This is a genomic window from uncultured Roseobacter sp. (assembly GCF_947495025.1).
In the GTDB taxonomy this organism is placed as follows: Bacteria; Pseudomonadota; Alphaproteobacteria; order Rhodobacterales; family Rhodobacteraceae; genus Roseobacter.
The window spans coordinates 1,612,709-1,637,643 of record NZ_CANLXG010000001.1 but is presented as its reverse complement, the minus strand read 5'-3'; the positions used below and the strand labels follow the sequence as shown (position 1 = coordinate 1,637,643).

The 24,935-nt window shown below is 57.4% G+C and carries 29 protein-coding genes; 11 read left to right on the top strand and 18 right to left on the bottom strand.

What is annotated here, in order from left to right:
- Window positions 1-351: 351 nt before the first annotated feature.
- Window positions 352-801 carry a MarR family transcriptional regulator gene (locus tag Q0792_RS07715; protein WP_298838388.1) on the bottom strand — a complete coding sequence of 150 codons (450 nt, stop codon included), beginning with the start codon at window positions 799-801 and terminating at the stop codon, window positions 352-354.
- A 77-nt stretch (window positions 802-878) separates the two neighbouring features.
- Between Q0792_RS07715 and Q0792_RS07710 the strand changes: the two genes are divergently transcribed.
- Complete coding sequence (locus tag Q0792_RS07710) at window positions 879-1,469, top strand: SRPBCC family protein (protein WP_298838385.1); 591 nt, start codon at window positions 879-881, stop codon at window positions 1,467-1,469.
- Between the two features lie 18 nt (window positions 1,470-1,487).
- Window positions 1,488-1,919, top strand: coding sequence for a DoxX family protein (locus tag Q0792_RS07705; RefSeq protein WP_298838382.1), 432 nt, complete (start codon window positions 1,488-1,490; stop codon window positions 1,917-1,919).
- 238 nt (window positions 1,920-2,157) lie between these two features.
- On the opposite strand, the gene Q0792_RS07700 is transcribed toward Q0792_RS07705, so the two are convergent.
- From Q0792_RS07700 to Q0792_RS07685, 4 genes are all read right to left on the bottom strand, one after another.
- Entirely contained in the window at window positions 2,158-2,634 is a 477-nt protein-coding gene (locus Q0792_RS07700) for a GNAT family N-acetyltransferase (RefSeq protein ID WP_367276763.1), read from the bottom strand.
- Window positions 2,631-3,257 (bottom strand): NAD(P)-dependent oxidoreductase, encoded by a 627-nt coding sequence (locus tag Q0792_RS07695; protein ID WP_298838380.1) that lies wholly within the window; start codon window positions 3,255-3,257, stop codon window positions 2,631-2,633. The genes Q0792_RS07700 and Q0792_RS07695 overlap by 4 nt, the downstream gene beginning before the upstream one ends.
- A gap of 51 nt (window positions 3,258-3,308) precedes the next feature.
- Window positions 3,309-3,578 (bottom strand): hypothetical protein, encoded by a 270-nt coding sequence (locus tag Q0792_RS07690; protein ID WP_298838377.1) that lies wholly within the window; start codon window positions 3,576-3,578, stop codon window positions 3,309-3,311.
- Window positions 3,579-3,684: 106 nt separating this feature from the next.
- Window positions 3,685-4,122, bottom strand: coding sequence for a VOC family protein (locus Q0792_RS07685; RefSeq protein ID WP_298838374.1), 438 nt, complete (start codon window positions 4,120-4,122; stop codon window positions 3,685-3,687).
- Window positions 4,123-4,228: 106 nt separating this feature from the next.
- On the opposite strand from Q0792_RS07685, the gene Q0792_RS07680 reads away from it, so the two are divergent.
- From Q0792_RS07680 to Q0792_RS07645, 8 genes are all read left to right on the top strand, one after another.
- Complete coding sequence (locus tag Q0792_RS07680; protein ID WP_298838368.1) at window positions 4,229-4,933, top strand: YafY family protein; 705 nt, start codon at window positions 4,229-4,231, stop codon at window positions 4,931-4,933.
- Between the two features lie 329 nt (window positions 4,934-5,262).
- Window positions 5,263-5,841 carry a hypothetical protein gene (locus tag Q0792_RS07675; protein WP_298838365.1) on the top strand — a complete coding sequence of 193 codons (579 nt, stop codon included), beginning with the start codon at window positions 5,263-5,265 and terminating at the stop codon, window positions 5,839-5,841.
- Complete coding sequence (locus Q0792_RS07670) at window positions 5,841-6,509, top strand: ABC transporter ATP-binding protein (protein ID WP_298838363.1); 669 nt, start codon at window positions 5,841-5,843, stop codon at window positions 6,507-6,509. The genes Q0792_RS07675 and Q0792_RS07670 overlap by 1 nt, the downstream gene beginning before the upstream one ends.
- A complete protein-coding gene (locus Q0792_RS07665) occupies window positions 6,506-7,675 on the top strand; it encodes an ABC transporter permease (protein WP_298838360.1) in 1,170 nt (389 codons plus the stop codon). Before Q0792_RS07670 ends, Q0792_RS07665 begins: the two co-directional genes overlap by 4 nt.
- A 15-nt stretch (window positions 7,676-7,690) precedes the next feature.
- A complete protein-coding gene (locus tag Q0792_RS07660; protein ID WP_298838357.1) occupies window positions 7,691-8,467 on the top strand; it encodes a DUF4198 domain-containing protein in 777 nt (258 codons plus the stop codon).
- Window positions 8,464-8,799: a hypothetical protein gene (locus Q0792_RS07655; protein WP_298838354.1), complete on the top strand. Its 336-nt coding sequence runs from the start codon at window positions 8,464-8,466 to the stop codon at window positions 8,797-8,799. The genes Q0792_RS07660 and Q0792_RS07655 overlap by 4 nt, the downstream gene beginning before the upstream one ends.
- A gap of 5 nt (window positions 8,800-8,804) precedes the next feature.
- Window positions 8,805-9,704, top strand: a complete 900-nt coding sequence (locus Q0792_RS07650) for a metal ABC transporter substrate-binding protein (RefSeq protein ID WP_298838351.1) — start codon at window positions 8,805-8,807, stop codon at window positions 9,702-9,704.
- Window positions 9,705-10,145: 441 nt separating this feature from the next.
- Entirely contained in the window at window positions 10,146-11,348 is a 1,203-nt protein-coding gene (locus Q0792_RS07645) for an aminopeptidase P family protein (RefSeq protein ID WP_298838348.1), read from the top strand.
- A gap of 41 nt (window positions 11,349-11,389) precedes the next feature.
- Here Q0792_RS07645 and Q0792_RS07640 read toward each other — a convergent pair whose 3' ends face one another.
- The 12 genes from Q0792_RS07640 to Q0792_RS07585 all read right to left on the bottom strand — a co-directional run bounded on the left by Q0792_RS07640 (window position 11,390) and on the right by Q0792_RS07585 (window position 23,521).
- Entirely contained in the window at window positions 11,390-12,466 is a 1,077-nt protein-coding gene (locus Q0792_RS07640; RefSeq protein WP_298838345.1) for a GlxA family transcriptional regulator, read from the bottom strand.
- A gap of 602 nt (window positions 12,467-13,068) precedes the next feature.
- A complete protein-coding gene (locus tag Q0792_RS07635; RefSeq protein WP_298838342.1) occupies window positions 13,069-13,512 on the bottom strand; it encodes a nucleoside deaminase in 444 nt (147 codons plus the stop codon).
- Window positions 13,509-14,405, bottom strand: coding sequence for a polysaccharide deacetylase (locus Q0792_RS07630; RefSeq protein WP_298838339.1), 897 nt, complete (start codon window positions 14,403-14,405; stop codon window positions 13,509-13,511). Before Q0792_RS07630 ends, Q0792_RS07635 begins: the two co-directional genes overlap by 4 nt.
- Window positions 14,402-15,487 (bottom strand): ABC transporter ATP-binding protein, encoded by a 1,086-nt coding sequence (locus tag Q0792_RS07625; protein WP_298838336.1) that lies wholly within the window; start codon window positions 15,485-15,487, stop codon window positions 14,402-14,404. The genes Q0792_RS07630 and Q0792_RS07625 overlap by 4 nt, the downstream gene beginning before the upstream one ends.
- Window positions 15,484-16,284: an ABC transporter permease gene (locus Q0792_RS07620; RefSeq protein ID WP_298838333.1), complete on the bottom strand. Its 801-nt coding sequence runs from the start codon at window positions 16,282-16,284 to the stop codon at window positions 15,484-15,486. Before Q0792_RS07620 ends, Q0792_RS07625 begins: the two co-directional genes overlap by 4 nt.
- A complete protein-coding gene (locus Q0792_RS07615) occupies window positions 16,281-17,144 on the bottom strand; it encodes an ABC transporter permease (protein WP_298838331.1) in 864 nt (287 codons plus the stop codon). The genes Q0792_RS07620 and Q0792_RS07615 overlap by 4 nt, the downstream gene beginning before the upstream one ends.
- Window positions 17,145-17,216: 72 nt before the next feature.
- The gene (locus Q0792_RS07610) at window positions 17,217-18,356 is read right to left on the bottom strand and encodes a spermidine/putrescine ABC transporter substrate-binding protein (protein ID WP_298838329.1); all 1,140 of its coding nucleotides are present in this window, start codon (window positions 18,354-18,356) and stop codon (window positions 17,217-17,219) included.
- 166 nt (window positions 18,357-18,522) lie between these two features.
- Window positions 18,523-19,389, bottom strand: coding sequence for a LysR family transcriptional regulator (locus Q0792_RS07605; protein WP_298838327.1), 867 nt, complete (start codon window positions 19,387-19,389; stop codon window positions 18,523-18,525).
- A 73-nt stretch (window positions 19,390-19,462) separates the two neighbouring features.
- Window positions 19,463-20,395 carry a ribose-phosphate pyrophosphokinase gene (locus Q0792_RS07600; RefSeq protein ID WP_298838325.1) on the bottom strand — a complete coding sequence of 311 codons (933 nt, stop codon included), beginning with the start codon at window positions 20,393-20,395 and terminating at the stop codon, window positions 19,463-19,465.
- A gap of 53 nt (window positions 20,396-20,448) precedes the next feature.
- Window positions 20,449-21,069, bottom strand: coding sequence for a phosphoribosyltransferase family protein (locus Q0792_RS07595; RefSeq protein ID WP_298838324.1), 621 nt, complete (start codon window positions 21,067-21,069; stop codon window positions 20,449-20,451).
- 13 nt (window positions 21,070-21,082) lie between these two features.
- Window positions 21,083-21,820, bottom strand: a complete 738-nt coding sequence (locus Q0792_RS07590; RefSeq protein WP_298838321.1) for a BtpA/SgcQ family protein — start codon at window positions 21,818-21,820, stop codon at window positions 21,083-21,085.
- A gap of 474 nt (window positions 21,821-22,294) precedes the next feature.
- Complete coding sequence (locus Q0792_RS07585; RefSeq protein ID WP_298838319.1) at window positions 22,295-23,521, bottom strand: urate hydroxylase PuuD; 1,227 nt, start codon at window positions 23,519-23,521, stop codon at window positions 22,295-22,297.
- 99 nt (window positions 23,522-23,620) lie between these two features.
- Between Q0792_RS07585 and Q0792_RS07580 the strand changes: the two genes are divergently transcribed.
- Window positions 23,621-24,538: a LysR family transcriptional regulator gene (locus tag Q0792_RS07580; RefSeq protein ID WP_298838316.1), complete on the top strand. Its 918-nt coding sequence runs from the start codon at window positions 23,621-23,623 to the stop codon at window positions 24,536-24,538.
- Here Q0792_RS07580 and uraH read toward each other — a convergent pair.
- Entirely contained in the window at window positions 24,535-24,888 is a 354-nt protein-coding gene (gene uraH, locus Q0792_RS07575; protein ID WP_298838314.1) for a hydroxyisourate hydrolase, read from the bottom strand. The two genes, Q0792_RS07580 and uraH, sit on opposite strands and share 4 nt — an antisense overlap.
- Between the last annotated feature and the right edge of the window lie 47 nt (window positions 24,889-24,935).

Genomic DNA, 24,935 nt, shown 5'->3' with positions numbered 1-24,935 from the left:
GAGGAGATAATCCGGGTGTCCGGTGTCTTCTCAGGGCTTTTGTCATGAAATTCGGGCAGCGAAGATCAGCGGCCCAATCTCTGATGCTGTGCGACGCTGCGGAAATGCGGGCAGAGGGTCCTTTCGGTTCGGCCTTCGGATGGTGGTCTTGTCCTGCCGACAGGACACCGGCAGGTGCCAGTGCCTGTCATTTGCAGGGCACGCACGGAGATCGCGACCGCAGGGCTTCAAGTTCTGAAAAGCCGTCTGCTGAGGGCAACAGAGGACAGTGTCGATGCTTCGCTCCGGCATATGTTGCTCCGCACCTGCGGTCCCCGCGGAACTGGCGGCAATGTGAGGGCGCGGCCCGTTTCAGCTTTCGGGACTTTCGGAGACCGTCGCTGCGATCTTCTTCATGGCCTTCACGAAGCCGGGTCTTTCCTGCTTTGACAGCGCATTCAACATCGCCTTTGCATTCCTGTTGTCCTGCCGCGTGATCGCCGCGAGGACCTCCTCTCCTTGCCGGGTCAGGGACACAACGACCGCGCGCCCGTCGGTCTGGTCCGGAGTTGTGGTAACGAGGCCCTTGCCCTGAAGCGCCTTGACCGCTGCAGATATCGTTGTCCGGGGAACTGCCAGATCCGAGGCCATCACTGACGGCCGCGTTCCTTCACTGCCTCCGACCATACGAAGTATCTGAAAATACAACGGGTTAAACGCCAGCAACCCCTCGGCAGGCGCACCCTGTCTGCCGGTGACCAGCAGATTTTTTATTATTGTGCTGATGTGTCTGGCGAGTTCCTCGCTTGACCGGTCAGTCATTTTGCGGGTCGTACTTGATTGATGCGAAGCTCGCACTAACTAGTGCGATATATGCACTATTTGACCGGATACAGATCATGCGACTTCCCTCATTCCTTCTTGGCCTTGCGATCATTCTAACAGGTTGCGGCAAACCCTCAATTCCCACTGAACCTCCTGCGCTGACGCCGCCTCCGGACGTTGCCACCTCGGGTTTCCTGACAGCTTATACCGAGCAAACGATTGCACTGCCTGTCAGTGCGCTGCGGGCTTTCATGGAAGAGGAGCCGCTGACCAGTTTTCTGGAGCCGACCGAAAACATCGCAAATCCAGTCGCAAGCGAGGTTATCCGCGGGGACTGGCCCGAACCGGGGGCATATCGCTGGCTCAGGCTTGCGGACGGACACTATGTTGTCGAACGCATCCTGCAGAACGAAGAGGACTTCTTCCGGTACCAGGTCTTTATCTTCACCAATGCCACCGGTCGGGGCGTTGAACAGATAGTGGGTGAGCAGAGATTTGTGCCGGTGGCCGGTGGCACCCGCGTCGAATGGACATATAACGTTGTGCCCACAAACTTTGTCACACGGCAATTCGTCCGGCGCAGCATGGATGAAATCGAGACCTACATCTCGGGGGGATTGCGTGGATTTGCCGCTGCAGCGAACAAAGCTGCCGCCGGCAATTAGACTTTGGCTTTCGCCGTGATGCGCCTTCAATACGCCGGGTTGCACATTGGTCGCGTCCTGCTGGCCTCTCTGTTCATTCTGGGCGGTATCAACAAGATGCTGAATTTCGAAACAACCGCCGCAACCATGACCGGGATGGGCTTTCCGCTTGTTCCGTTTATCCTGCCGGCCACCATCGCACTGGAGTTCGGAGGCGGTATGGCAGTTGCCGTCGGTCGGGCAGGTGCGGCAGTCAGCGCGCTGCTCCTGTTTGTCTACACCATCGTTGTAAATTCACTGTTCCACAGGTTCTGGGAGGTGGGCGGTGACGCGGGACAGGCCGAGCTGTCATTGTTTTTCAAGAACATATCTGTTGCAGGGGGTATGTTATATCTGGCGGCTTCGCTTCCGGACCTGAACAGGCGTGGTCAGGGTCTGATGTCGCGAAAAGTCCGGGACCGGAAGTTCTGAGAGACAGTTTCATCCCGTGCGCGGTAAACCTGTCCGTCAACAGAAATTCTTCTGGTGGCAGATGTCACGGCCACCGTAACACCCGGGCCCTGCGATCAGGCCTGGCCATGGAAGCACAGACGCTGGTTCGATCTAAATTCTTTGCGGGAACCAGGGTGTCTTTGAGACAGATGCCGGGCCAGGAGTTACTTTGGTTGGGCTGATCGCGCCTTTGCATCATGTCCCCGGAGGATGTTTCTCAGGGCGCTGTGGTTGCAAGGCGGAACTTCCGGAACATCGCACCGTCGAGGGTCACATCACCCTCGAACCGCGCGCCCATGCGCGTCAGTGCAGCCAGTTTTGTGCGGGTTGGGGGAAGCAGGAACGTCACGGACGGTATGCGGACATCACGACGCGCGAACTCCAGCGCCCGGGCTGTGATCCTCATGCCGAGGCCGAAGGCCGAAGGTTTCAGAACGAGACCAAAGTCCCAGTCAGGGCCTTCAAGCTGGAAACCGCCCCAGCCCACATAAGCGCCGTCCGCGAGGATTGCCCAGTGGCCGAGGCCGTCCTCAGCCCACCTGGCTTCCTTCATCGCAACAAAATCAGCTGTACGCTTCCTGTCCCAGGAGCCTTTCAGCAGAGGCATATGGGCCGCCAGTGCCGGGTCGGACATATGGGCCGCAATTTCTTCAGCCGGAACTGCGGACAGGCGAATAAAGGAGATTTTTGTCACAGGCTTGCCTGCGACACGCCGTATGCCGCTCCTTTGGTCCGGGCGTCATCGACTGCATCGATCAGGAAATGGGCCAGGGCCAGCCTCGAAACCGCTGTGCCTTTCTCCGGAAGGCTACCTCTCTCGGCGCGATAGGTTGCCACATGAGTGTCATTGAGAAAGCCCGGACGGGCCGAAGTCCAGTCGAGGCCAGAGGTTTTCAGGATATCCTCCATGCGCCCGGCGCTGCGGACGACATTCGGAACAATGGCGCGAAGGATTTTCCCGGGCAGCGTCTGGTCCGGAAAAAGCAACGCCGTCGAGGTCACCAGTATCCGCCTGAGGCCGGTTGCAGACGCGGCTTCGGTGATCGAGGCGGCAGACCGGAAATAAACCGACGTGGCCGCTTTTGTCGGGAGCCGGCCGCCCAAAGCTGAAATAACCGCGTCTTTGTCGTGAAGCACCGATGCAAGGAACACGGGATCACAGGGATCACCGACTTTAACCTGCAGGTTCTCATTCTGGAGGTCGGGTGCTTTGTCGGCTGAACGCACCACGGCTGTGACGTCCATGTTCTTTGCAAGCGCATGCCCAAGGACGAATTTTCCGGTCCGGCCATTTGCGCCCAACACAACAAGTCTCACGTAATATTCCTTTCAATCGGGATGTGCGCACGACATCCTCAATGCCCCGCCTCAGTCAAAGACGCGAATCCTGTTCATGCCCGGATCGCAGACACAGCCCGGGAAGCCCGACCTGGCTTGCTTCGGTTCACCTTCACCTGTCTGCCGGGGATGGTGCTTTCGGATTTCTTGTCTGTCGCGACGCAAAAGCCTGCCATGTTCCGGTGTCGTCGCCAGTGGGCTTTTCGCCAAACGGAACAGCAGCAGCAAGAGCAAAATCGGGATCAGGCCGGAAAATCGTTCTGTCAGAAAGCGAAACGCGTTCAGCGCCGGGTTTTCCAAAGATCAGGTTGCAGACACGGGCGCGCGGCCCTGTTTCGTGTCGGTGACACACCGGATCACATTTCTCGATCGCATTCCCTTATGAGTGCGGCTGTCATCATGACCGTCACTCGCCGGTCAGTCTGAAAAACTCAATCAGCTGACCATTGGGGTCCGTGATCCTGAGCAGGTGGATGCCCGGTTCTTCGATGATCTCCGGTGCTGTCACGCCTGCGGTCGTGACACGGGCTTGTAAGGCTGCCAGATCAGCGGATTGCAGGTAAGGGACCGCGCCGGATCCTGGCCTGGAGTTGGGTGCATATCTGTCCCGCGAAACGATTGCAAACCAGCCACCGGCCACGTTGAAGGCCACGAAATCCGGCAACCCGATTGCCGGATCACTGTCAAAGAGAGCCCGGTAGAATGCCTCTGATGCTGCCATGTCGTCGGTCGGCACATAAGCGCCCATCGCCATGATCGGCACAGTATTTTCAGGCTTCACCGCCTCGGCGACGAGCGTCGTGGGGAGGAGTGCGGCGAAGGTCAGCGTGATGATGCGTTTCATTTTTTATCCCGTTCTCTGATTGCATTCCATGCGTTTATCGCACCCCTGCTGACAGCGTGTTGTCAGCATGCTGTCAGTATGATCTTTTCCAGTGAAGGGAGATAAAATGCGGCGCGCGGACAGGCTTTTTGAAATCATCGAGATTATGCGGCGGGCAAAAGGGCCGGTTTCTGCCCAGACTATTGGCGAAGAACTGGGTGTGACCAGGCGCACGGTGTATCGCGATGTTGCAGCCCTGATGGGTCAGGGTGTGCCGGTGAACGGCGAGGCCGGGGTCGGCTATGTGTTGGAGCCCGGTTTTCACATGCCGCCGCTGATGCTGACCCCGGACGAGATCGAAGCCGTAACACTGGGCGTTTTATGGGTGCAGACACGTGGTGAGCCAGAGCTGGCACGTGCCGCCGGGAAGCTGATCACAAAACTGGAAACCGTGGCCCCGGAAAGGTACCGGACGTCCTTTGTTGACCCGGCTGTCGGCGTCGCCCCGGTCTCTCAGCCAGATGAGGCTCTTGGCGCTGCCGCCATTCGCCTCGCAATCCGAAACCGCAGGAAGATCGTTCTGAAATACTCGGATAACTCAGGCGTGCTGACCCGTCGGGTGATCTGGCCCATACTTCTGGGGTATCGGGACGCCGGCCGCATCATTGCTGCCTGGTGTGAATTACGTGCCGGGTTTCGGTACTTCCGGACAGAGCGGATCATTGAGGCGGATGTGCTGGAGGAGAAAATTCCACGTCGGATGGACCTCCTGCGCGCAGAGTGGCGCTCTGCGACTGATGCGGAACGCAGGCGCTATGAAGAGGGGGCATAAGACTGACATTGCCCGTGATCCTTTTCGGGACTCTGCATCGCAGCTGTGCATCGCTGAACCAATAGCAGCGTCAGGCCACCGGCTGACAATACAGGATTGCCCGCCCCCGGCCTTTTGATCGGCTGTTCCCGACCACCCCGCTTTTCGATGTTGACCGCTCAGCGTTTGATCAGATGCATCTAATCTTTCCGGTCCTGATACGATTTTTCGGTTACGCTTTTTCCCCGGCGCTTCCGGCAGGGCCCACACCCGCGGACTGCTTGCACTTCCGCCACATCTCGAACAGGTTAATCTTTGATGGATCAGTGTGATTTCCGGGGTCTGGAGCAGTGAAAACCACGTACACAATTGCAGCATTTGTTCTGGCAGCCGTCGTCGCGGCAGTCGCGGCTGTTTTCTGGCCTGAAGGTGCGCAGTTTTCTGAAACAGATGCCTTTTCGGCCCCTGATCTTGAGCCGATGACGTTTTCCCGGGCTCAGGAAGAATTCTGGCGGCTGACACCAGCGCTTCTGCTTGTGGTTTACGAAGCCTTCGGGGAAACGGAAGAAGATGCAATTTACGATACGCTTGCCAGCGTGACCCATGGTGAAGCTCTGGAATATCTCTACCTTGAGCGTGTCGGCGCTATGAAGGGAGGTGGCCTCGACGAAACCGATCAGACAATTCACGAGATCAGACTTCTGAATACGCAGGTTGCGCGTGAAAACAGCGCGCTGTCTGTCGGCGCTTCCTGGCAGGTTATCGGCACTGTGGGGCATTCCGAACACCTGCATGTCCGCGGCAACACCTATAGCGCAGACCTGATTGTCGCACCGGTGGCGGGGGCCTGGCGGATCACCGGTTTTGAATTGCTCGACGTCAACCGGGATACGGCGGGTGAGACATTCCCGGCGCCTCAGACGAACTGATGGTTCATATTGAAAACCTTACTTTCGGCTACGGCGCCGGCGGGTTCCGGTTGCGGGTTCCGGAATTTACCCTCGCCGAGGGAGAGCGGGTCGCCGTGGTCGGACCAAGCGGAAGCGGGAAGACGACGCTGCTCAACCTGATCGCGGGTATCCTGACTCCGGAGGCTGGTCGTATCGACGTTGCAGGCACGGAAGTATCCGGGCTGTCTGATGCCCGGCGTCGCCGCTTTCGCGCGAGCCGGATCGGCTTTGTTTTTCAGGACTTCGCCTTGCTCGATTATCTCTCGGCGCGGCAGAACATCTGTTACCCCTATCGGATCACACCCGCACTGACGCTGGATAAAGAGGCGCGGGAGCGCGCCGAAAGCCTCGCGGCGGCTTGCGGGATCGGCGATAAACTTGACCGGCATCCTTCGGAACTGAGCCAGGGCGAACAACAGCGTGTCGCGATCTGCCGGGCGCTGGTGACCCAGCCCGGGCTGATCCTGTCAGATGAGGCCACAGGCAACCTCGACCCGGACAGCAAGGCACGAATTCTTGATCTTCTTTTCGAGCAGGCGGCACTGGCAGGCGCTGCGGTACTCGCCGTGACCCATGATCACGAACTGCTGCCGCGCTTTGAGCGCGTGCTGGACTTTGCGCAATTTCGAGCGGCACCGGAGACATGAACGCGCTCTACCTTGCTTTTTCCTACCTTCGCTATCACTGGGGGCGCAGCCTGGTGCTGGTGCTGGTGGCGGCACTGATAATGTTTGTCCCCGTGGCGACGCAAACTCTGTTGTCCACCAGCGAGCGCGCACTGGTCGCAAGAGGGGAGGCAACACCTCTGTTGCTGGGCAGCCGTGGATCGCAGCTCGACCTGACGATGGCCGCGCTCTATTTCTCCGAGGAACGCCCCGATCCGGTGGCGATGCGCCAAGTTGAAACGGTCTGGGACAGTGGCCTTGGGGTTCCGATCCCGCTGCATACGGCGTTTTCTTCCAGCGGTTTCCGGATTGTGGGAACCACGCTGGATTATTTCGATTTCCGTGACCTTTCCCTCGAAAGTGGTCGCGGGCTTTCGTTGCTGGGCGATGCTGTGATCGGGGCGCAGGTTGCGGAAAAGCTCGGAAAAGGCGTTGGTGACACGCTCGTGTCCGCCCCCGAAAACCTGTTCGATCTCGACGGTGTCTACCCTCTGGAAATGCCGGTCGTCGGCGTTCTTGCACCAACGAATACTCCTGACGATCAGGCGATTTTTGTGGACATCAAGACGGCCTGGGTCATTCAGGGGATTGGTCACGGACACGAAAACGTAGTCACTGCGGCCGACGTTGCGGCTGGTACCGCAGCACTTGCGGAAGCGGCAGTTGTGCAATACCAGCGGATCACGGAAGACAACATCGAGAGCTTTCATTTCCACGGCAGCCAGGACGATTTCCCGGCCTCTGCTGTAATCATTGTGCCGGGCGACATACGGTCAGGCACCATCCTCAAAGGCCGGTATCTTGATAGCGAAAGCCCGACGCAGCTGGTCGAGCCGGCAGGCGTAATCCAGGGGCTGGTCGATCGCATTTTCCGCATCAAATCGCTGCTGGATGTCGTCACGGCCATCATTGCGGTCGCGGCCGTCGCTGCCGTTGGCCTTGCGGTTTTTCTGAGCTACCGCCTTCGTGCCCGTGAAATTACGACGGCTGTGAAACTGGGGGCACAAAAGGGCATGGTCCTGCGCCTCTTGGCAGCTGAAACCGTGACGCTATTGTGTATCGCAGGAAGTATTGCAGCAACCGGAGCGGCCGTTGTGTCACGGAACGCTGAAGCCTGGGTGGGCTGGCTGCTCGCCCTTGGCGCATAATCAACAGGAGGTTACATGAAACGACTTTTTCTCACCGCATCCCTTGCAACCCTGATGGCCGCTGCGCCCGCAATTGCCCACTACGGCATGATCATTCCCAATGACCCGATGATTGCCCAGGAAGACGGACGCAGTGTGGCGCTGACCATGTCGTTTTCACATCCGTTCGAAATGGACGGGATGATGCTCGATACGCCGGTTTCCTTCTCGGTGACCCATGAGGGCACGACGACAGATCTCCTCGGCAGCTTACGGGATGCGACAGTGATGGACGAACAGGGCTATACGCTTGACTATCCGCTGGAACGGCCCGGGACCTACATTTTTGCGATGGAGCCGCAGCCCTACTGGGAGCCAGCCGAAGACGCCTTCATCATTCATTACACCAAGACCTATGTGACGGCCTATGGCGATGACGAAGGCTGGGACACGGAACTGGGTCTGAAAACCGAGATCGTCCCCCTGTCGAAACCCTTCGGGCTCTGGGAGCACAACGTGTTTCAGGGCATCGTGAAAATGGACGGTGAACCTGTGCCCTACGCCGAGGTCGAGGTCGAGTTCTTCAACGATGGTGCCGGTGCGACGGCACCGGACGAGCTGATGATCACCCAGACTGTCAAAGCCGACGCCGGTGGCGTTTTTACATACGCGGCGCCCTCTGACGGCTGGTGGGGCTTTGCGGCCCTCAACACCGCTGACTACACCCTCACCGAGGCCGCTTCCGGTCAGGAAAAAGCTGTCGAACTCGGCGCTGTGATCTGGGTTCATTTTGAAGAGTGGCCGGGTCAGTGATCCGGGCGCTCGTCCTTTCAGGCCTTGCTGTCGTCGCCCCGCTTGGGGCGGCGGCGCATCAGCTTGTGGTCTTTGCCTCTGTCGATTGCGTGGCCGTTTCGGTCGAGGCGAAATTTTCCAACGGGAAAGTCACCCAACAGGGCGATGTCCGGATTCTTGACGGTGAGAACAACCTGCTTACAACGCTCCAGCTTCAGAGTGACGGCACCGCACAGGTGCCGCTCGACAGCGTGGATCACTCAGGTGGACTGCTGATAGAGGTGGATACCGGCAGCCACGACAACTACTGGATCGTGACACCCGAGGATATCGCTCGGAAATGTGGGAGCTGAATGTGATGCGGTTTTTGAGGGTTGTCTTTGTTTTCGCTGCGGTCGCGCTTTCGGTCAGCGCGGCGCTGGCACAGGACCGGCCGCGTGTTGTCGCTGTCAATCAGGCGCTTCACTATTTTGCCGCGCGCCTTTTTGACGGAGAGGCGGAGGTCCTTTTTCTGGTACCTGACGGCGTTGATCCCTCATTCTGGCGCCCCTCTATTGCTGATATCACTATTGTACAATCGGCCGATCTGGTTCTTCTGAACGGCGCCGGCTTTGCTGCCTGGGTCGACCGGGTGTCGCTTTCTCGGTCGCGTGTTGTGAACACCTCTGCCGCGGTCGAAGAACAGTTCATCGTCACCAGGAGCATCACCCACAGTCATGGAGATGGGGGCGAACACTCGCACGAAGGGCTGGCCTCTTACGTCTGGCTCGATCCCACGCTCGCAGTGGCTCAGGCGGAAGCCATCGCGTCAGCAATTATTTCACGCAACCTCGCCGCCTCAACGGATGTAGAGGCGAGACTGGCCGCCCTGACTTCGGCACTCATGGAAGTCGATACCAGGGCACGCGGTTCACTGATGGGACTGCAGGGCGTCGCAATGATCGCAACGCACCCGCGATACCAATATTTTGCAAGACGGTATGGGCTGTCGGTTTCCTCGCTCGAATGGGAGGCGGGTGCATCACCAACAGAAGATCAGCTCGCAGAACTGGAGCAGCTCACAGGTGAACTGGGTGCGCGGATCCTGATCTGGGAAGCACAGCCTCCTGGCAAAGCCATCGAGGCAGCAGAAGCACTTGGACTGCAAAGTGTTATTTTTGAACCCTGGGCCAGCGAGGGGGCACACGGCACTTTTCTGCAGTCCTTTGAAAGTGCAGTTTCGGATCTCTCCGAGGCGGCGGCCCTGAGCTCCAACTGAAAGTTTCCGGCCATCATATGATTGCCTGCATCTCCGGGCGCTGCGACCTCGCAGTAACGGCGTGTCAGCTGGCCGGTTTTGGTGGGGACACAGAATAAGAAATGCCCCGGGAGCGCGCGTATTCGCGTTCCGCCCTGCCCAACGCACTGACGTTTGTGATAATCGGGGTCCGGCCACAGTCAGTTCCGGATGCTGTGCCCTGAAAATCAACGATCCTGCCGCCCGTGTACTGAAAACGACACATGTGGCGCTGAGGTGATATTGAATTACCTGAACTGGTGTACTACTGGCAGCGAGGGCCGGCGATGGCGTCGCCAGCACATAGTGCATGCCCTGTATCACCATCCTGAACGCCGGGATCTTGCTTTGTCGTGTGAGCGATGAGGGGGGATTTCTGCTCCCGTCATTTCTGTGCTCATGCCGTTGATAGGAGTTGGTTTGATGGAACGCCCACAACATTACCGCTTTCACCAGGGTCAGAAGACCCTTCCGTTTTCCGATGCAGAGTATGAGGCGCGTCTGGCCAAACTGCGCGCGCAGATGGCCGAAATGGGCGTCGACGCCTGTGTGCTGACCTCGATGCACAATGTGGCCTACTATTCCGGGTTTTTGTATTGCTCATTCGGCCGCCCCTATGCGCAGGTCGTGACGCCCACTGAAACCGTCACCTTCAGCGCTGGTATCGACGCGGCCCAGCCGTGGCGGCGCGGCTATGGCGATAACATCACCTATACTGACTGGCAGCGGAACAACTACTGGCGCGCAATCCAGTCCGTCACAGGATCAGGCAAAGTCATCGGCTTTGAAGGCGATCACATCTCATATACGCAACTGGCGTTGCTGGATGAATTCCTTGCACCATCCGACAGGAAAGACATCGCACCCACAACCATGCGTCTGCGCATGCACAAATCCGCGGCCGAGATCGAACTGATCCGCGCAGGGGCGGCCACGGCCGATGTCGGCGGATATGCCATCAGGGACGCCATCAAAGCAGGTGCGCGCGAAATAGATGTGGCAATGGCGGGCAGAAATGCAATGGAGCTGGAAATTGCCCGGCGCTTTCCTGATTCAGAAATCCGTGACACCTGGGTCTGGTTCCAGTCCGGCATCAATACGGATGGTGCTCACAACCCGGTCACCTGCCGCCAGCTGGAACGGGGCAATATCCTGAGCCTGAACACCTTTCCCATGATTTCCGGTTATTATACTGCGCTTGAGCGGACGCTGTTTGTCGAGGAGGTTGACGCAGCCAGTCTGAAAATCTGGGAAGCCAATGTGGCTGCACATGAACTGGGAATCAGCCTGCTGAAACCGGGTGCCACCTGTGCCGAGATCACCCATCAGATCAACGAATTCTTCGCAGAGCGTGATCTGCTGCAATACCGGACATTCGGGTATGGCCACTCCTTTGGGGTGCTGTCTCATTATTATGGCCGTGAGGCGGGCCTCGAGCTTCGTGAGGATATCGACACGGTACTGGAACCGGGCATGGTTATCTCGATGGAGCCGATGCTGACGATCCCCGAGGGCCAGCCCGGTGCCGGTGGTTACCGCGAGCATGACATTCTGATCATCAGCGAGGAGGGCAACGAGAACATCACGGGCTATCCATACGGTCCGGACTTCAACGTCGTCGGCTGATTTTTTACAATACCCGAAGTGAGCAGGAGCAACTGCTCACTTCATTCGGTTTTTTGCCTGTTGTTCTGGTGCACAGACGGAGCACTGCCAAACCGGTCTCTGTAATGGCGTGAGAATACACCAGTGGAATTGAAGCCGCAGGCCGCGCTTATTTCTGCGATTGTCATATCTGTTTCGATAACGAGAGCCCGCGCACGGTCCAGCCGGATATTGCGGTAAACCGTCATTGGGGTTCCGCCCAGATATTGTCTGAACTGACGCTCAATCTGGCGCCGTGACAGGCCGGTCATTTCGCTGAGGTCGTCAAAGGTCACAGGGTCTTCGATGTTGTGGTACATCGCCTGAACAACCTGTACCAGCCTCGCGTTCCGGGTGCTGAGTGCGCGGGCGAGCGAAGAGCGCTGCGCTGTGCGTGGTTCCAGATCACCGCCATTCAGGCACATATCAGAAACAACAACAGCAAAGTCGCGGCCAAAGTCCCGCTGGATGACGGAGAGCATCATCTCGGTTGCTGCGGCACCGCCCCCACAGGTCCACAGATCGCCATCAATTTCAAAACGCCGAGCGGACGGGAGCAGGTCGGGAAAGCTCTCCACAAACCCGGGCTGGTTTTCCCAGTGCAACGTGAAGGTACGATCCTGCAGCAGCCCGGCGCGCGCAAGAGTGGCGGCGCCCGTGCAGATACCACCGGTTTTCCCGCCGAACCGGACATGTTTCCGGATATGCGCGACGGTGGTTTCGTTTGCGGCCTCCAGTCCCTGATTTCCTGAACAGACGATCAGACGAAGATCTTTCGGAAGCGTATCCAGGCTGCCGTGGACGCTGACGTCCATTCCGGAGGATGAGCTGACTGCCTCTCCGTTTTCGGAAAAAACGGTCCAGCGGTACAGGGGTTTCTGGGCCAGCTGGTTTGCAATCCGCAGCGGATCAAGGGCTGCACTGAAGGCCAGCAAAGTAAAGCGTGGCAGTAACAGAAACCCCAGATCCATCGGAGCTCTGAAGCTTTCGACCGGGAAGAAAAATGCGCCTTCCGGGACCACTTCGGGTCCGAGCCTGGTATCCGGTTGATTGGTTTTCATGGCAGTAGCGAGGATAGTGACCTGAGCGGCGACGTCCACGTTAACTTTCAGGGCTTTGGTCGCCCGGAGTAAATATTTCCGCTATTTGAAACGTCATTCATCCGTTTTCTGCCAATGCTCTGGTTCTGCCCTCCTGCAGGACAGAGAGCGGCGATTGTCCTGTCATCGCGCAGGCCGGTATAAGGCAGATGATTTCTGCCCGCACCCTTCGCAGGCTCGTCCTGGCCGTGCCTGTCTTCTGAAAAAGCGTGTTCGTCACAAGCCGGCAATGTCTTTGACATCCTCGCATCAACAGAGCGGATGCAGCGCAACGTTATCCCGGAAACAGCGCCCGTGACTGTGTCGGTCCCGCTGCACCGGACGGGCTGTCTGATGCGGTTGTGCGGGTTGCCCGACCTGTATTCAGGGCGGCCTGGACGTCGCAATCGCCACTCTGGTGTTGCGAAAGGAAGTGTCACTTTGCACCGATGTCGATGCCACTGTTAACGCGTGCTTCTATGACACCGGTTTTTTATGGTGTCGCGCGGTGTCTGTATTGCCCTGAAGACATCAGGGATAAACGCATATTCCGCAGACGGACCAGAGGTGCTTCTGAAACCGACCCGGGCCGGTTTCCGGACAAACGCGGTCGGCTCGGAAAACTATTCAGCGATGTCCTCAGCCCATAAAGTCGGTTTCTCTGTGATAAATCGTTTCATCAGCGCGATGCAGTCGGGGTCATTTGCAACGATCACCTCCACACCCTTTGATCGCAGGAAGTCTTCGTTTCCGCCAAAGTTCTGGTTCTCGCCGATGACAACTCTCGGGATGCCGAATTGAATGATGGTGCCGGCACACATCATGCAGGGGCTCAGTGACGTGTACAGCGTTGTATCCCGATAGGTCTTCTGCCGCCCCGCCTTTCGCAGTGCGTCCATCTCACCATGGGCGATCGGGTCTCCCTGCTGTACCCTCTGGTTGCGCCCCTGTGCGACAACAGCGCCCCCCCGGGCAAGCACTGATCCGATCGGACAGCCACCTTCATCAAAACCGGCACTGGCTTCCTCGTAAGCTATCCGCAAAAGGCGTGTGTCATCAGCATTCATGGGGATCGTTCCTTCAAAACAGGGCCGCTGTAGTATGGCAGTTTGTCCACACTGGGTGACCAGGTGCCCGCTTCCTGCAGCAAATCCATATGATCCGCGATCTGCTCGAGGGTTGCAAACCAGACGTCTTTCGTCTCACGGGTCCGGGTAATCCATGCTTCCACCTGTTTCCAGCGCGCGAGGCGCCCAGTCAGAAACGGGTGGATGATCAGCATAAAAAAGCCGCCCGCTTCATATTGTGCCTCAAATTCTTCCCAGAATCCGCTCAGGCCATGAGAGGGACCGGCAACCGGCATCATATAGCCGATTTCGTCATAGTGGGCGAAGGGGGGCCAGTCGTCCGTGCCCCAGTGCACCGGCATCTCGTAAAGCGATCCCGAGGTGGTCTGCAGCTGATAAGGGATGTCATCACCCATCATGGAGCTGTCATAGCGCATGCCATGCTCGATCATCAGATCGATGACCTCCTGCGTGATATTATAGACAGGTGCGCGGTACCCGCGGGGTTTTTGACCGCAGATGCGGCTGTGTGCATCCAGTGTGCGTTCAAACCATTCACGCTGCTGACCGCGGGTCCGGATCGGGTCCTCGTGCAGATAGCCGTGATGGCCGATCTCGTGGCCGTCCTGCAGGATTGCTGCGGCGATATCAGGATAGGTTTCAAGGCACCAGCCGGGGATAAAAAAGGACTGTTTCAGCTCCATCCGCCGGTAGGTGTCGAGGATACGGGGCAGCGCGACCAACGGGCCGTACCGCCCCATCGATATCGGGTAGAGCCGGTCGTGGCTGTCCTCGGGCCTTGCGATATGGATCAGGCTGTCTGCATCCATATCAAAGGTGATCGCCACCGCGCATCTGGCCCCATTGGGCCACGGAATAGGGTTGCGGATCATGTTTCGTTCAGGACGTGTGCGCTTGCAGTGTCCCATGACAGCCAGATCTCATCTCCGCTGTGCAGATCGAACCTGGACAGCTCGCGCTCCTGCATCTGGACCTTGAATTCCTGGCCATGCCTGTCCTCAAGGAACAGTGTGACCATAGAGCCTACAAACTCTTCCGAGATCAGCCTGCAGAATGCCCGGTTGCCACTCTCAGGTTCGGCCAGCGAGATGTGTACCAGATCGGCGGAGATGACAAAGCTCGCATTGTGACCTTCGGTCAGGGAAACGTCATTGGTAGGCACAGTGAAATCGCCCGAAGGTGTGGTGATGCGTGCGCTGTCGGCGGACAGTGCTGCGACCCTGCCCGACAGGATGTTGTTGCGGCCGACAAACTCGGCGACGAACTGGTTGGCGGGCGCGCGGTAGATGTCCTTGGGCGTCCCGATCTGAGCAATCTCGCCTTTGCCCATGATGATAACGCGGTCAGCCATTGCAAAGGCCTCGGACTGCGAATGGGTTACATAGACGAAAGTAATGCCAAGTTCGCGCTGCAGGTCGGTGAGCACCGCCTGCATGCGTATTACCAGGTGGGCATCAAGGGCGGAGAGCGGTTCATCCAGCAGCAGGATCTGCGGTTCCATCACCAGCGAACGGGCAAGGGCAACACGCTGCTTCTGTCCGCCGGACAGGGTCGAAATATTGCGGTCGGCAAATTCCAGTATACCCATCTTGTCGAGCCATCTGAGCGCACGCTCCTTACGCTCTGCCGCATCAACACCACGCATCTTGAGGCCGAACTCGACATTTTGCCGGGCGGTCAGGAAGGGAAACAGAGCCAGTGACTGCCACACCAGAGGTGTGTCGCGCTGATGCGGCGCAACGTTGTTCATAACCTGACCCTGCAGACGGATTTCACCGACGCTGGGAGCTTCAAGCCCTGCCAGCATGCGCAATGTAGTCGTCTTGCCACAGCCCGAAGGACCCATAATCGCCAGGAATTCTCCCTCGCGTATTTCGAAATCCAGCTGTTTGACGGCCACAAAAGACCCGAATTTTTTTTCTACCTTGTCAAAGACAACGAGGGGTTCGCTCATGTTCTGATGCTCTTCAGTTGGCGGCTGGCAAAGAAGATCTGAGCCAGTACGACGAGGGTCATGGAGATGAGGAAGACAAATGTGCCGATGGCATTGACCTGGGGATCAATGTTGCCCTGCACGATTTCCAGGATGATCACCGGCAGGGTCTTGTTCAGGCCCGAGACAAACCACGACACCGCGAATTCATCGAAGGACACGGCAGCCGTCAGGAACAGCGCGGAGGCGATAGCTGGTTTACAGAAAGGGATGATCACATGGCGCATGGTCTGCCATTCCGAGCCGCCGAGGTTCCATGCCGCGGATTCCAGATCAGGGTCCATCTGGTTCAGGCGCAGGCGGATCACGGCCATGGCGAAGGGCGCGGTCAGCACCGAATGAGCAATGATCACGGAATACAACTGCCCCGACATGCCAATCCGCGAGAACCAGGCCAGCATTGCAAGCGCCATGATAATCAGCGGAATTGTCGGCGGCAGCAGGATGAGCGCCAGATAGGGACCTTTGAGGCGAAAGTTATAGCGAAAGTCCGAGTAGGCCGTGCAAAAGCCCAGAAAGGTAGCAATCAGTGCTGTGCAGGTCGAAACGATCAGGCTGTTGAGCGCGGCTTCCCAGACATCCGGGTCAGCGAGAATTTTCGCGTACCACTCGGTGGTGAAACTGCCCAGCGGTATCGTGGGAAAGCGCTGGGAATTGAATGAAAAGATCATGCTGAAAATGATCGGCGCAAAAACAAAGGCAAAGATCAGGGCTACATAAATCCCCAGGATCACATTCAGGGCGCGGTTGGTGTTCATTTCGCACCTTTGGGTTTGCGGTAAGCAAGGGCGATGCCGATGAAAGCGATGGCAAAGAGTGTCAGCATCATCATGATCGCAACAACCGCCGCACGGGGCCATTGCTGACCGGATTTGGTGGTATCGAGGATCAGGATGGGCAGTGTCGGTTCCTGAGAGCCACCGAGATAGAAGGGGGCCACAAAGTCACCAAAAGAAAGAATAAAGCAGAAAATGGCGGCGATGATCAGACCTGTCTTGGACAATGGAATGATCACCTGCCAGATGGTGCGAAAGGCTGAGCAGCCAAGATTGCGCGCGGCCTCAACCAGTGTTTTGTCGATGTTCGCCATCGTCACAGTCTGCAGGATCACCACCAGCGGCAGAGTGAGGGTCATGTAGCCGACAAGTGTGCCAAAGTTGGTGTTGAGCATGGTGTAGGGACCAAGACCAATGGTTGCCAGCATGGCATTGACGACCCCGCTCTCGGACAGGATCACAAACCACGAGAAGGTGCGCACCAGATAAGAGGTAAAGAACGGGATGATCAGCAGGAAAATTGCCCAGCGACGGGTGCTCTCAGAGGCACGGAAAGCCAGTGCGAAAGCTGCCGGAAAGGCAATGCACATGGCACAGACAGTCGAAACGGATGCGATAATTACTGTGTACCAGTAACTGTCCCAGAAATAGCCACGGCTCAGCATCCGGGACCAGTTCACGAACTCGAATGCCTCGGTCATCCGGTAGTTCTTCACAAGGAAAAACGACATCGCGACCATGAACAGAACCGGGCCGACAAAGAAAACGAACTGCCAGAAGATGATCGGCAGACGCCATGTCAGCGCATAGAGGTTCACATTTCGACCGGGTTTGAAAGGCATGTCAGGCAGGCGTCCTTTGATAAAGGGGGGCGACCAGCAGGCCGCCCACCCCGATCAGGTCAGATGGCCGGTTCAGGCGTTCTTGTACTCGGACCAGAAATCGTTCCAGTCTTCCAGCGACTGCTGCTGGGGGATATCGCGGTAGTGGATACGCCCCTCATTGATCAGCGTGATCGGATCCTGCGGATCGCCTGCCACCTGATGCGAACGCTGCGCCTCGGCCGGATCGACCTCATTCAGCAGCGCCCGGCCGGCCTTTGTGACGCAGAAGCCCGGATAGGCTGCCATCTGCGCGGATTTCACCTGGCCTTCGGGTGACATCATGTACTGGATAAATCTGGTGACCTCAGCGGCTTTTTCGCTGCCTTTGCCGATGGAGTAGCTTTCAGTGAACTGAATGCCGCCTTCTTTCGGAATGACTGAGGCCACGGGTGCGCCATCCTTTTCCAGGACACCTGTGATCCAGTCGCCGATGCCACACATCGCCTGCATCTCGCCGTTCTTCAGGCCATTGAATGTGCCGCCATAGTCGAAAAAGCCACCAACCTGCTTGCGCAGACTCATGGTGGTTTCCTGCACAGCGTCCCACGCGGCGTCATCGACATCCCAAAGACCCGCACCATTGCCATTGTAGAGGCTCATCATGCCCAGATTTGGCAGGTGCCAGTCAAAGTGGCCGACTTTGCCCTCAAGCTCCGGCTTCCAGAAGCAGGAATAGCTTTGTGCCTCTTCCTCGGACACAGACGTCGTATTGTAGGAGACACCCAGGTGTCCGCCACGCAACATCATCGAATAAAGCTTGCCGTCCGACCAGTGGCCGGGGAACTGTTTGAAGTCCTCGTGCAGCATGTCGTCCAGCGGATAGTCGCCAGCCTCAAGCGGGTCGATATAGCCGGCGGCGTTGAGCTGTTGCACAAATTCGGCATCCGACAGGATCAGATCGTACGTGCCGGGAGGCGACTGTGCGATCAGCGCCAGCATGTTGTCGCCGCCCGCATAATACTTGGGCACGAACCTGACACTGTTGGCAGCTTCATATTCGGCGACCACGTCAGGTTCACCATGGCCATACCAGGCCAGCATGTTGATTTCGGTCGTGGTGGCCCACGCGCGGCTGACGAAAGGCGTTGTCAGAACCGCAGCGCCGGTCGCTTTCAGCAGTTGGCGGCGGCTCGGTGCGCCCATAGCTGATCTTGGTGTTGATTTCGTCATCTTGGTCTCCCAGTTGATCGCCCTTCAGCATAAAAAAGAGCTGTTCGTTATTATCTCAAACCGACATTTTCGTGCGGAATTTGCGTGATGCTAGTACAGGAAGGGCTTTTTTGGAAATTTATCGTTCATATGAGCGCATAATGAACGTTTATTGAGCGTTTCCCGTTCAGGACCGGGCTTCGAGCGCCTGCACCATGGAATCAATTGCCGCATATCCACCCGTACCCAGCTGGGTCTGGCGGGCAAACATTCCGATATGCAGAGGGGGCAGGGCAGGCAGCCCGTCTTTTTCGGTAAACCGGCGCATACCGTCCAGCACGGTCGGCGCTGTCAGGCATGACAGCCCCAGACCGTCGAGGACGGCCCGCTGAACGCCACCGATGCCAGGGCTGGAGTAGGCAATGCGCCAGTTCTGTCCCGCCAGTTTCAGAGCCGTGGTCATACGATCCCTGTACACACATCCGTACGGATGCACGACAAGCGGAATTTCTGACTGCGATGTAATGTTGAAGTCTGCAGCGCCTACCCAGGTTGGCTGTTCTTTCCAGTTGCGGAACAGGAATTGCTGGTCGTCGCCGTCAAACAGAGCAACTGCGATGTCAATCTCACCGCCGCGCAGGGCTGCGAGGAGATGTTTTGACAGGTCGCAGCGAATTTCAATCTGAGTTTCGGAAAACTGACGGACCACGTCTGTGAGGCAGGCCTGCAGCGTATTGACTGCATAATCGACCGGCAGGCCTACACGCAGTTTTGCTGATCTCTCCTGCTTTTCAAACTGCGCCACGGCAATGTCATTCAGGCGCAGGATCTGTCGGGCATGGATTGCAAGTTCCTCACCGCGTTCGGTAAGTGAAATAACCTTGCCCTGGCGTTCGATCAGCGGGTAGCCAACGGTTTCCTCGAGCCGTTTCACCTGCAGGCTGATCGCCGGTTGCGTGCGTCTGAGAATTTCAGCCGCGCGCGTGAAGCTCGCCTCTTCGATGACGGTGACGAAGGTGCGCATCAGTTCCGTGGACAGGTTGGTGATGGCCATGCACAAACATTAGCAACGCGAATGCGCAGCAATCAACCATAAAGGATGCCAATGCGCCCGACATCTCCGGGTCCTACTCGAACAGGACGCTGACGGATTCACCGTTGGCAATGCGTGTAATGGCCTTGGCAAACATCGGGGCGACGGAAATCGTGCGGATCCGCGGAGACGCCAGAACCGCCTCTGTTTCACAGATCGTGTCTGTTATCACCAGCGATGACAGGTCCGAGGCGTTGATCCTGTCGACTGCCTTGCCCGACAGAACACCGTGAGTGATGTATGCGGAAACCTCTGCTGCACCGTTTTCCAGCAGCGCAGTTGCGGCATTGCACAATGTGCCACCTGAATCGATGATGTCATCCACGAGCAGACAGGACTTTCCAGTCACTTCGCGGATGATGTTCATCACCTCAGAAGAGCCGGGCTTATCACGCCTTTTGTCGACGATGGCCAGCTGACTGGACAGGCGCTTTGCCAGAGCCCGTGCGCGAACCACGCCACCGATGTCAGGAGACACAACCATGATGTTGTCGCGGCTGCTTTGCTTTTCGATATCCCGGACAACTTCCGGGACTGCATAAAGGTTGTCAGTGGGGATATCAAAGAACCCCTGGATCTGGCCGGCGTGCAGATCCATTGTCAGCACACGGTCTGCGCCGGCGTGCGTGATGATGTTAGATACCAGCTTGGCCGAAATCGGCGTGCGCGGTGCCGATTTGCGATCCTGCCGCGCGTAGCCGAAATAGGGGATCACAGCGGTGATACGCCCCGCTGATGCGCGGCGCAGAGCATCAATCAGCACCAGCAGTTCCATCAGATTGTCATTCGCCGGATACGACGTCGACTGGATGACATAAACATCATCACCGCGCACGTTTTCATGTATCTGAACAAAGACCTCTTCGTCCGCAAACCGACGCACTTTGCATTCCGCAAGAGGCACTTTCATGTGTGCGGCAAGCGCTTCTGCAAGCGGACGATTACTGTTTCCACAGACAAGTTTCATCTGTCGAACTCCTCTCTCACGAGTGGTCTGAAGTGTGTGCGCGGGCAGAGGTCCTAGACGGGGAAAGCCATCTCGGGTCTGTAGGTGCTGAAGCTTTCCAGATACTGAGCGTTGGCCTGACGCTGCCATTCGGTGCCCGGCTGAATGGCTGTCACACATTTGTATTTCCTGCGGTATTCAGCAGTGTTTTCGTTGTCTTCCATGACAATCGCGACCATGCCCGCAACCTTACCCTGCTGCTGTTCAACCAGCTGTACGGCCCCGTGCATGGTGCCGCCGGTCTCAACCCACTGGTCGACCAGCAGGACCCGCGTCCCCGGCGCGAAAGCAGGCAGGCGCATTTCCATGGCCTGTGTCTGACCGGAGTAATTGGTCATCGACGCCTTATCGGTATCCACGCAGAGTTTACCGGCTTTGCGGATTGGCAGAAAGCCGCGCCCGATCCGGGCGGCGATGCCTGCTGCAAGGACAAAGCCCATTGCATCGAGGCCTGCCACCACATCAATCTGGTCCTCATCAAGATCAGCACACAGATCATCCAGCAGGTCATGATAAGCCTTGCCGTTGATGTAGATGGATGTCGGATCGAGCCATGCGAACTTGTCGCCCTTGGTGTTCGGCGCCATGAGTGAGAAGTACCAACGGTCGTCTCTGGGTCCCTTGTCGTGTGCCATCTGTTTGTCTCCCTTATTTCTGTGTCGCTTGCATGAGCTGTTGCAGGCGGTCCGGATCTATATTGTAAAAATCGCCTTTAAAATTGATGCCTGTCGCCACCATGAACAGATCGACCGCATCGGCGTACTGAGCGGCGTTCTCCGGCGTTATTCCGGACGCGAGGCCGAGCGCAGTATCTCCGCAGTGCTCTCTGAAAGTGTCGATTTTGCCCACATCGGCTGCGTGACCTGTGGCTACGCCGGAAGTCACCACGACATCCATGAACCGTGTAGCGAGGCGCGCGCTCCTGCCATAGTCAGCGGGGTCAACTTCACGCTGTTTCTTGAAAGCCGTGCCACCAATGTACAGACCATCCCAGCCGCTTTCGCGGCGCACCCGGGCGATCTCTTCTGCCTCGAACTGATCGTCGTCGGCCCGGCGCTCGTCTATACGGGCGTCATCAGCCCAGTACCCGTCAACGCGGGTGCCTTTGGCCTGAAGATCGCCAAGGACCGGAAAGGCGAATTTGCCGGTAATGGCCAGAAAGTTCACGCCTATCCAGTAGTCTGGAAAGGCCTCGCGCATTTCCTTGATGATCGGGACCAGTCTTTCTTTCTCAAAGTCGTGGTTGATCAGAAAAACGCCCGGACATCCTCCGTCAATTGCAGTCTGAATGTTTCTCCGGGCCTGTTCGGCGTCCAGAACATGAATGACCGGAAGTACGACAGGCCCGGTCGCGCGGAAGTTTCGCTGGAAGTCGTATCGGTTCATTTTCGCCTCTGAAGCCCAGGGTTTCAGGCAAGCTAGCACCGAATTTACGATTTAAAAAATTGATAGTATTTATTATCGCATAAAGAAATAGAATGGTTGCGCAGGGTGTCTGCATAAGGGGCCGGTGTCCGCGCGGCCCTGTCCGGCAGGGTATTCCCTGAGCAGCCTTTGGGAAAAATACGTCCTTCACCGTGATATCAGCCCCATTGTTTCTGACCGGACACGGCGACAGGAAAATCAGGGTGAGTGCCGGTGAACCCGGATACCTTTATACACTGACACAAACCGTTCTCAGATCTGCTGGTTTTGCAAAAACCCGGCACCGCAGTGAATGTGTAGCGGCCGGCAAAGGCGATCGTCCGATTGGTCTGGTGTTGTGATCAGGAAAACCGCGGCCCTAATTCAGACGTGCAGAACACCTCTCATCCGATACTGCCGGACCCGGTCCGGCCGGTGTGCATGAACCGGACCTTATTACCGGACCGCGCGGACCCAGGCGACGATGGCCCTGCGGGCGTCTTCGTCCATCTGAACTGCATTTGGGGGCGGCATTGCGTGGCTCACCCCGGCCTGCAGATAGATGGCCCGGGCATTACGGGCGACATCGCCGGGTGTTTCCAGGTGCACGCCTTTGGGTGCCCACTGCATGTTGCCCCAGACCGGTTCGCGTGCATGGCACATTGAGCAGTTACCAAGAACAGCATCATATGCCGCCTCGAACCCTTCGGCGGACACGAAGCGCTCTTCATAGGGCGTGAGCTCGCGGGCTTCGGCATCTTCCCACGTTTCACTGGGTTTTACACTTGAAAGCCACGCGATGAGGATCATCAGCAGAACTGTCACGGCCCAGGTCCAGTGCGGCCCCGTGCCGGTCCTGTGCATGGTGTTGAAGTAGTGACGGATCGTGACGCCGGTCAGAAAGATCAGGCTGGCGATGATCCAGGCATACTCTGTCCCGAAGGACAGCGGATAATGGTTGGACAGCATCAGGAACACGACAGGCAACGTCAGGTAGTTGTTGTGGGTCGAGCGCACCTTGGCGATCTTGCCGTATTTCGCATCAGGTACGCGGCCTGCCTTGAGGTCTTCAACGACGATACGCTGGTTAGGCATGATCTGAAAGAATACATTTGCCGTCATGATGGTGGCTGTGAACGCACCGAGGTGCAGAAGTGCGGCGCGACCTGTGAAGACCTGGTTGTATCCCCAGGACATGATCACAAGCATTACGAAAAGCAGAAGCATCAGCACAGTCGGGGTGTCGGCCAGCTTTGATTTGCACATCGCATCATACAGCAACCAGCCAATTGCCAGAGAACCTGCGGAGATCAGGATACCCTGCCAAAGCGCCAGATCAGCCTTGGTGGGATCGAGCAGGTAAAGCTCGCCCCCGGCCCAGTAAATGATCATCAGGAGTGCGGCTCCTGAAAGCCAGGTCGAATAGCTCTGCCATTTATGCCAGGTCAGATGCTCTGGCATGCGCGCCGGCGCGACAAGATATTTGACCGTGTGATAGAACCCGCCTCCGTGCACTTCCCATTCTTCGCCATAGGCACCTTCGGGCAGCGCATCGTTGGGTTTCAGCATCAGATCGAGCGCAATGAAGTAAAAACTGGCACCGATCCAGGCCATGGCGGTGATCACATGCAGCCAGCGCACAGAAAATGCTATCCAATCCCAGAAGACGGCAAGATCATACATGTGGGTCTCTCCTAGCCTGTGTTTCCGGGCACTCTATGCGGGTCAGCATTATTCCGCTATATCTGTGCAACACGAGGCAGCATCAAAAAAAACCGAATAATGTCATATCTCGATAATATCCGTACGTTTGTCCGCGTCTATGAACTTGGCAGCATGTCAGCTGCCGGGCGCGATCTGCGGATTTCACCCGCTGTAACGTCATCGCGCATTTCACAGCTCGAAGAGCATCTGGGCGTCCGGTTGTTTCAGCGCACCACGCGCAGCCTTGCACCCACTGACCAGGGCAAAACCTTTTTCGGTGCAGCCTGTGAGGTGCTGGAAGCGGTTGAAAATGCCGAGGCACAGGTCATCAACATGACCGACAATCCAAAAGGATCTCTTTACGTGGCGGCGCCCCTCGGGGTCGGCAGAAGACTGATTGCACCGCAGGTGCCGGGGTTTCTGCAGCTTTATCCGGAGGTCAGGATGCGGCTCAGAATGACAGACCGGAAAGTGGATCTGACGACAGAGGGGCTCGACCTCGCTTTCTTTCTGGGCAATCCCGAAGACAGCAATCTGCGCATTCGGAAAATCGCGGATGTGCGCCGCGTACTCTGCGCCTCACCGGATTACATCAGAAAGCGGGGACATCCCACAAACGGCGACGTGCTGGTCTCTGATGCACACGAATGTCTCAACCTGCGTTTTCCGGGCGCGACAGAGTTTCGCTGGCGTCTGGTGACTGACACCGGGCCAAAAAGGTTCCGCGTCGCGGGCCGTTACGAATCCGATGATGGGGATGTGCTGACAGACTGGGCGCTGGCTGGCCACGGCATCGCGATGAAGCCCGTTTTTGAAGTGGCAGACCACCTGCGCCAAGGCCGTCTTGTCGCCGTGTGTGAAGAAACACCGCCGGAGCCGATCCAGATGGCGTGTCTGTTCACGCACAGAAAGAGGCAGGATCCCAAGACCCGCCTTTTCATGGAGTACATTATTGAAAAGATCGCTGACGTGGTCAGTGCTGACGACCCGGACTAGCTGCCGCGATAGGTCGAATACCCGAAAGGCGAGAGCAGAAGCGGTACGTGATAATGAGACGCTTCGGACATCCCGAACCGCAGCGGCACTACATCCAGAAAGCGGGGATCTTCTGATGGTGCGCCGGTCGCATCCAGATAATCACCGGCGTGGAAAACCAGCTCGTAGACACCCGTCTCAAACGCATCCGCGGGCAGAATCTGCTCGTCGGTCCGACCGTCGTCATTGGTCACAAGCGTTTTCAGATGCGTCCTGCTCTCACCTTGGATGCGGAAGAGATCAATTCTGAGGCCTTTCGCAGGACATCCGCGTGCTGTGTCCAGGACATGTGTTGTCAGATATCCGCTCATAAAATCCTCCGGTTTGCGCCTGCCCTGTGTGGCAGACATGCCATTTC

Coding starts and splice junctions, on each gene's coding strand:
- Q0792_RS07710 (WP_298838385.1), top strand. CDS start 879: ATGCGACTTCCCTCATTCCTTCTTGGCCTTGCGATCATTCTAACAGGT.
- Q0792_RS07650 (WP_298838351.1), top strand. CDS start 8,805: ATGCGGTTTTTGAGGGTTGTCTTTGTTTTCGCTGCGGTCGCGCTTTCG.
- Q0792_RS07680 (WP_298838368.1), top strand. CDS start 4,229: ATGCGGCGCGCGGACAGGCTTTTTGAAATCATCGAGATTATGCGGCGG.
- Q0792_RS07625 (WP_298838336.1), bottom strand. CDS start 15,487: ATGAGCGAACCCCTCGTTGTCTTTGACAAGGTAGAAAAAAAATTCGGG.
- Q0792_RS07590 (WP_298838321.1), bottom strand. CDS start 21,820: ATGAACCGATACGACTTCCAGCGAAACTTCCGCGCGACCGGGCCTGTC.
- Q0792_RS07635 (WP_298838342.1), bottom strand. CDS start 13,512: ATGAATGCTGATGACACACGCCTTTTGCGGATAGCTTACGAGGAAGCC.
- uraH (WP_298838314.1), bottom strand. CDS start 24,888: ATGAGCGGATATCTGACAACACATGTCCTGGACACAGCACGCGGATGT.
- Q0792_RS07605 (WP_298838327.1), bottom strand. CDS start 19,389: ATGGCCATCACCAACCTGTCCACGGAACTGATGCGCACCTTCGTCACC.
- Q0792_RS07715 (WP_298838388.1), bottom strand. CDS start 801: ATGACTGACCGGTCAAGCGAGGAACTCGCCAGACACATCAGCACAATA.
- Q0792_RS07620 (WP_298838333.1), bottom strand. CDS start 16,284: ATGAACACCAACCGCGCCCTGAATGTGATCCTGGGGATTTATGTAGCC.
- Q0792_RS07660 (WP_298838357.1), top strand. CDS start 7,691: ATGAAACGACTTTTTCTCACCGCATCCCTTGCAACCCTGATGGCCGCT.
- Q0792_RS07665 (WP_298838360.1), top strand. CDS start 6,506: ATGAACGCGCTCTACCTTGCTTTTTCCTACCTTCGCTATCACTGGGGG.
- Q0792_RS07670 (WP_298838363.1), top strand. CDS start 5,841: ATGGTTCATATTGAAAACCTTACTTTCGGCTACGGCGCCGGCGGGTTC.
- Q0792_RS07610 (WP_298838329.1), bottom strand. CDS start 18,356: ATGACGAAATCAACACCAAGATCAGCTATGGGCGCACCGAGCCGCCGC.
- Q0792_RS07585 (WP_298838319.1), bottom strand. CDS start 23,521: ATGTATGATCTTGCCGTCTTCTGGGATTGGATAGCATTTTCTGTGCGC.
- Q0792_RS07630 (WP_298838339.1), bottom strand. CDS start 14,405: ATGATCCGCAACCCTATTCCGTGGCCCAATGGGGCCAGATGCGCGGTG.
- Q0792_RS07685 (WP_298838374.1), bottom strand. CDS start 4,122: ATGAAACGCATCATCACGCTGACCTTCGCCGCACTCCTCCCCACGACG.
- Q0792_RS07580 (WP_298838316.1), top strand. CDS start 23,621: ATGTCATATCTCGATAATATCCGTACGTTTGTCCGCGTCTATGAACTT.
- Q0792_RS07595 (WP_298838324.1), bottom strand. CDS start 21,069: ATGGCACACGACAAGGGACCCAGAGACGACCGTTGGTACTTCTCACTC.
- Q0792_RS07645 (WP_298838348.1), top strand. CDS start 10,146: ATGGAACGCCCACAACATTACCGCTTTCACCAGGGTCAGAAGACCCTT.
- Q0792_RS07600 (WP_298838325.1), bottom strand. CDS start 20,395: ATGAAACTTGTCTGTGGAAACAGTAATCGTCCGCTTGCAGAAGCGCTT.
- Q0792_RS07615 (WP_298838331.1), bottom strand. CDS start 17,144: ATGCCTTTCAAACCCGGTCGAAATGTGAACCTCTATGCGCTGACATGG.
- Q0792_RS07705 (WP_298838382.1), top strand. CDS start 1,488: ATGCGCCTTCAATACGCCGGGTTGCACATTGGTCGCGTCCTGCTGGCC.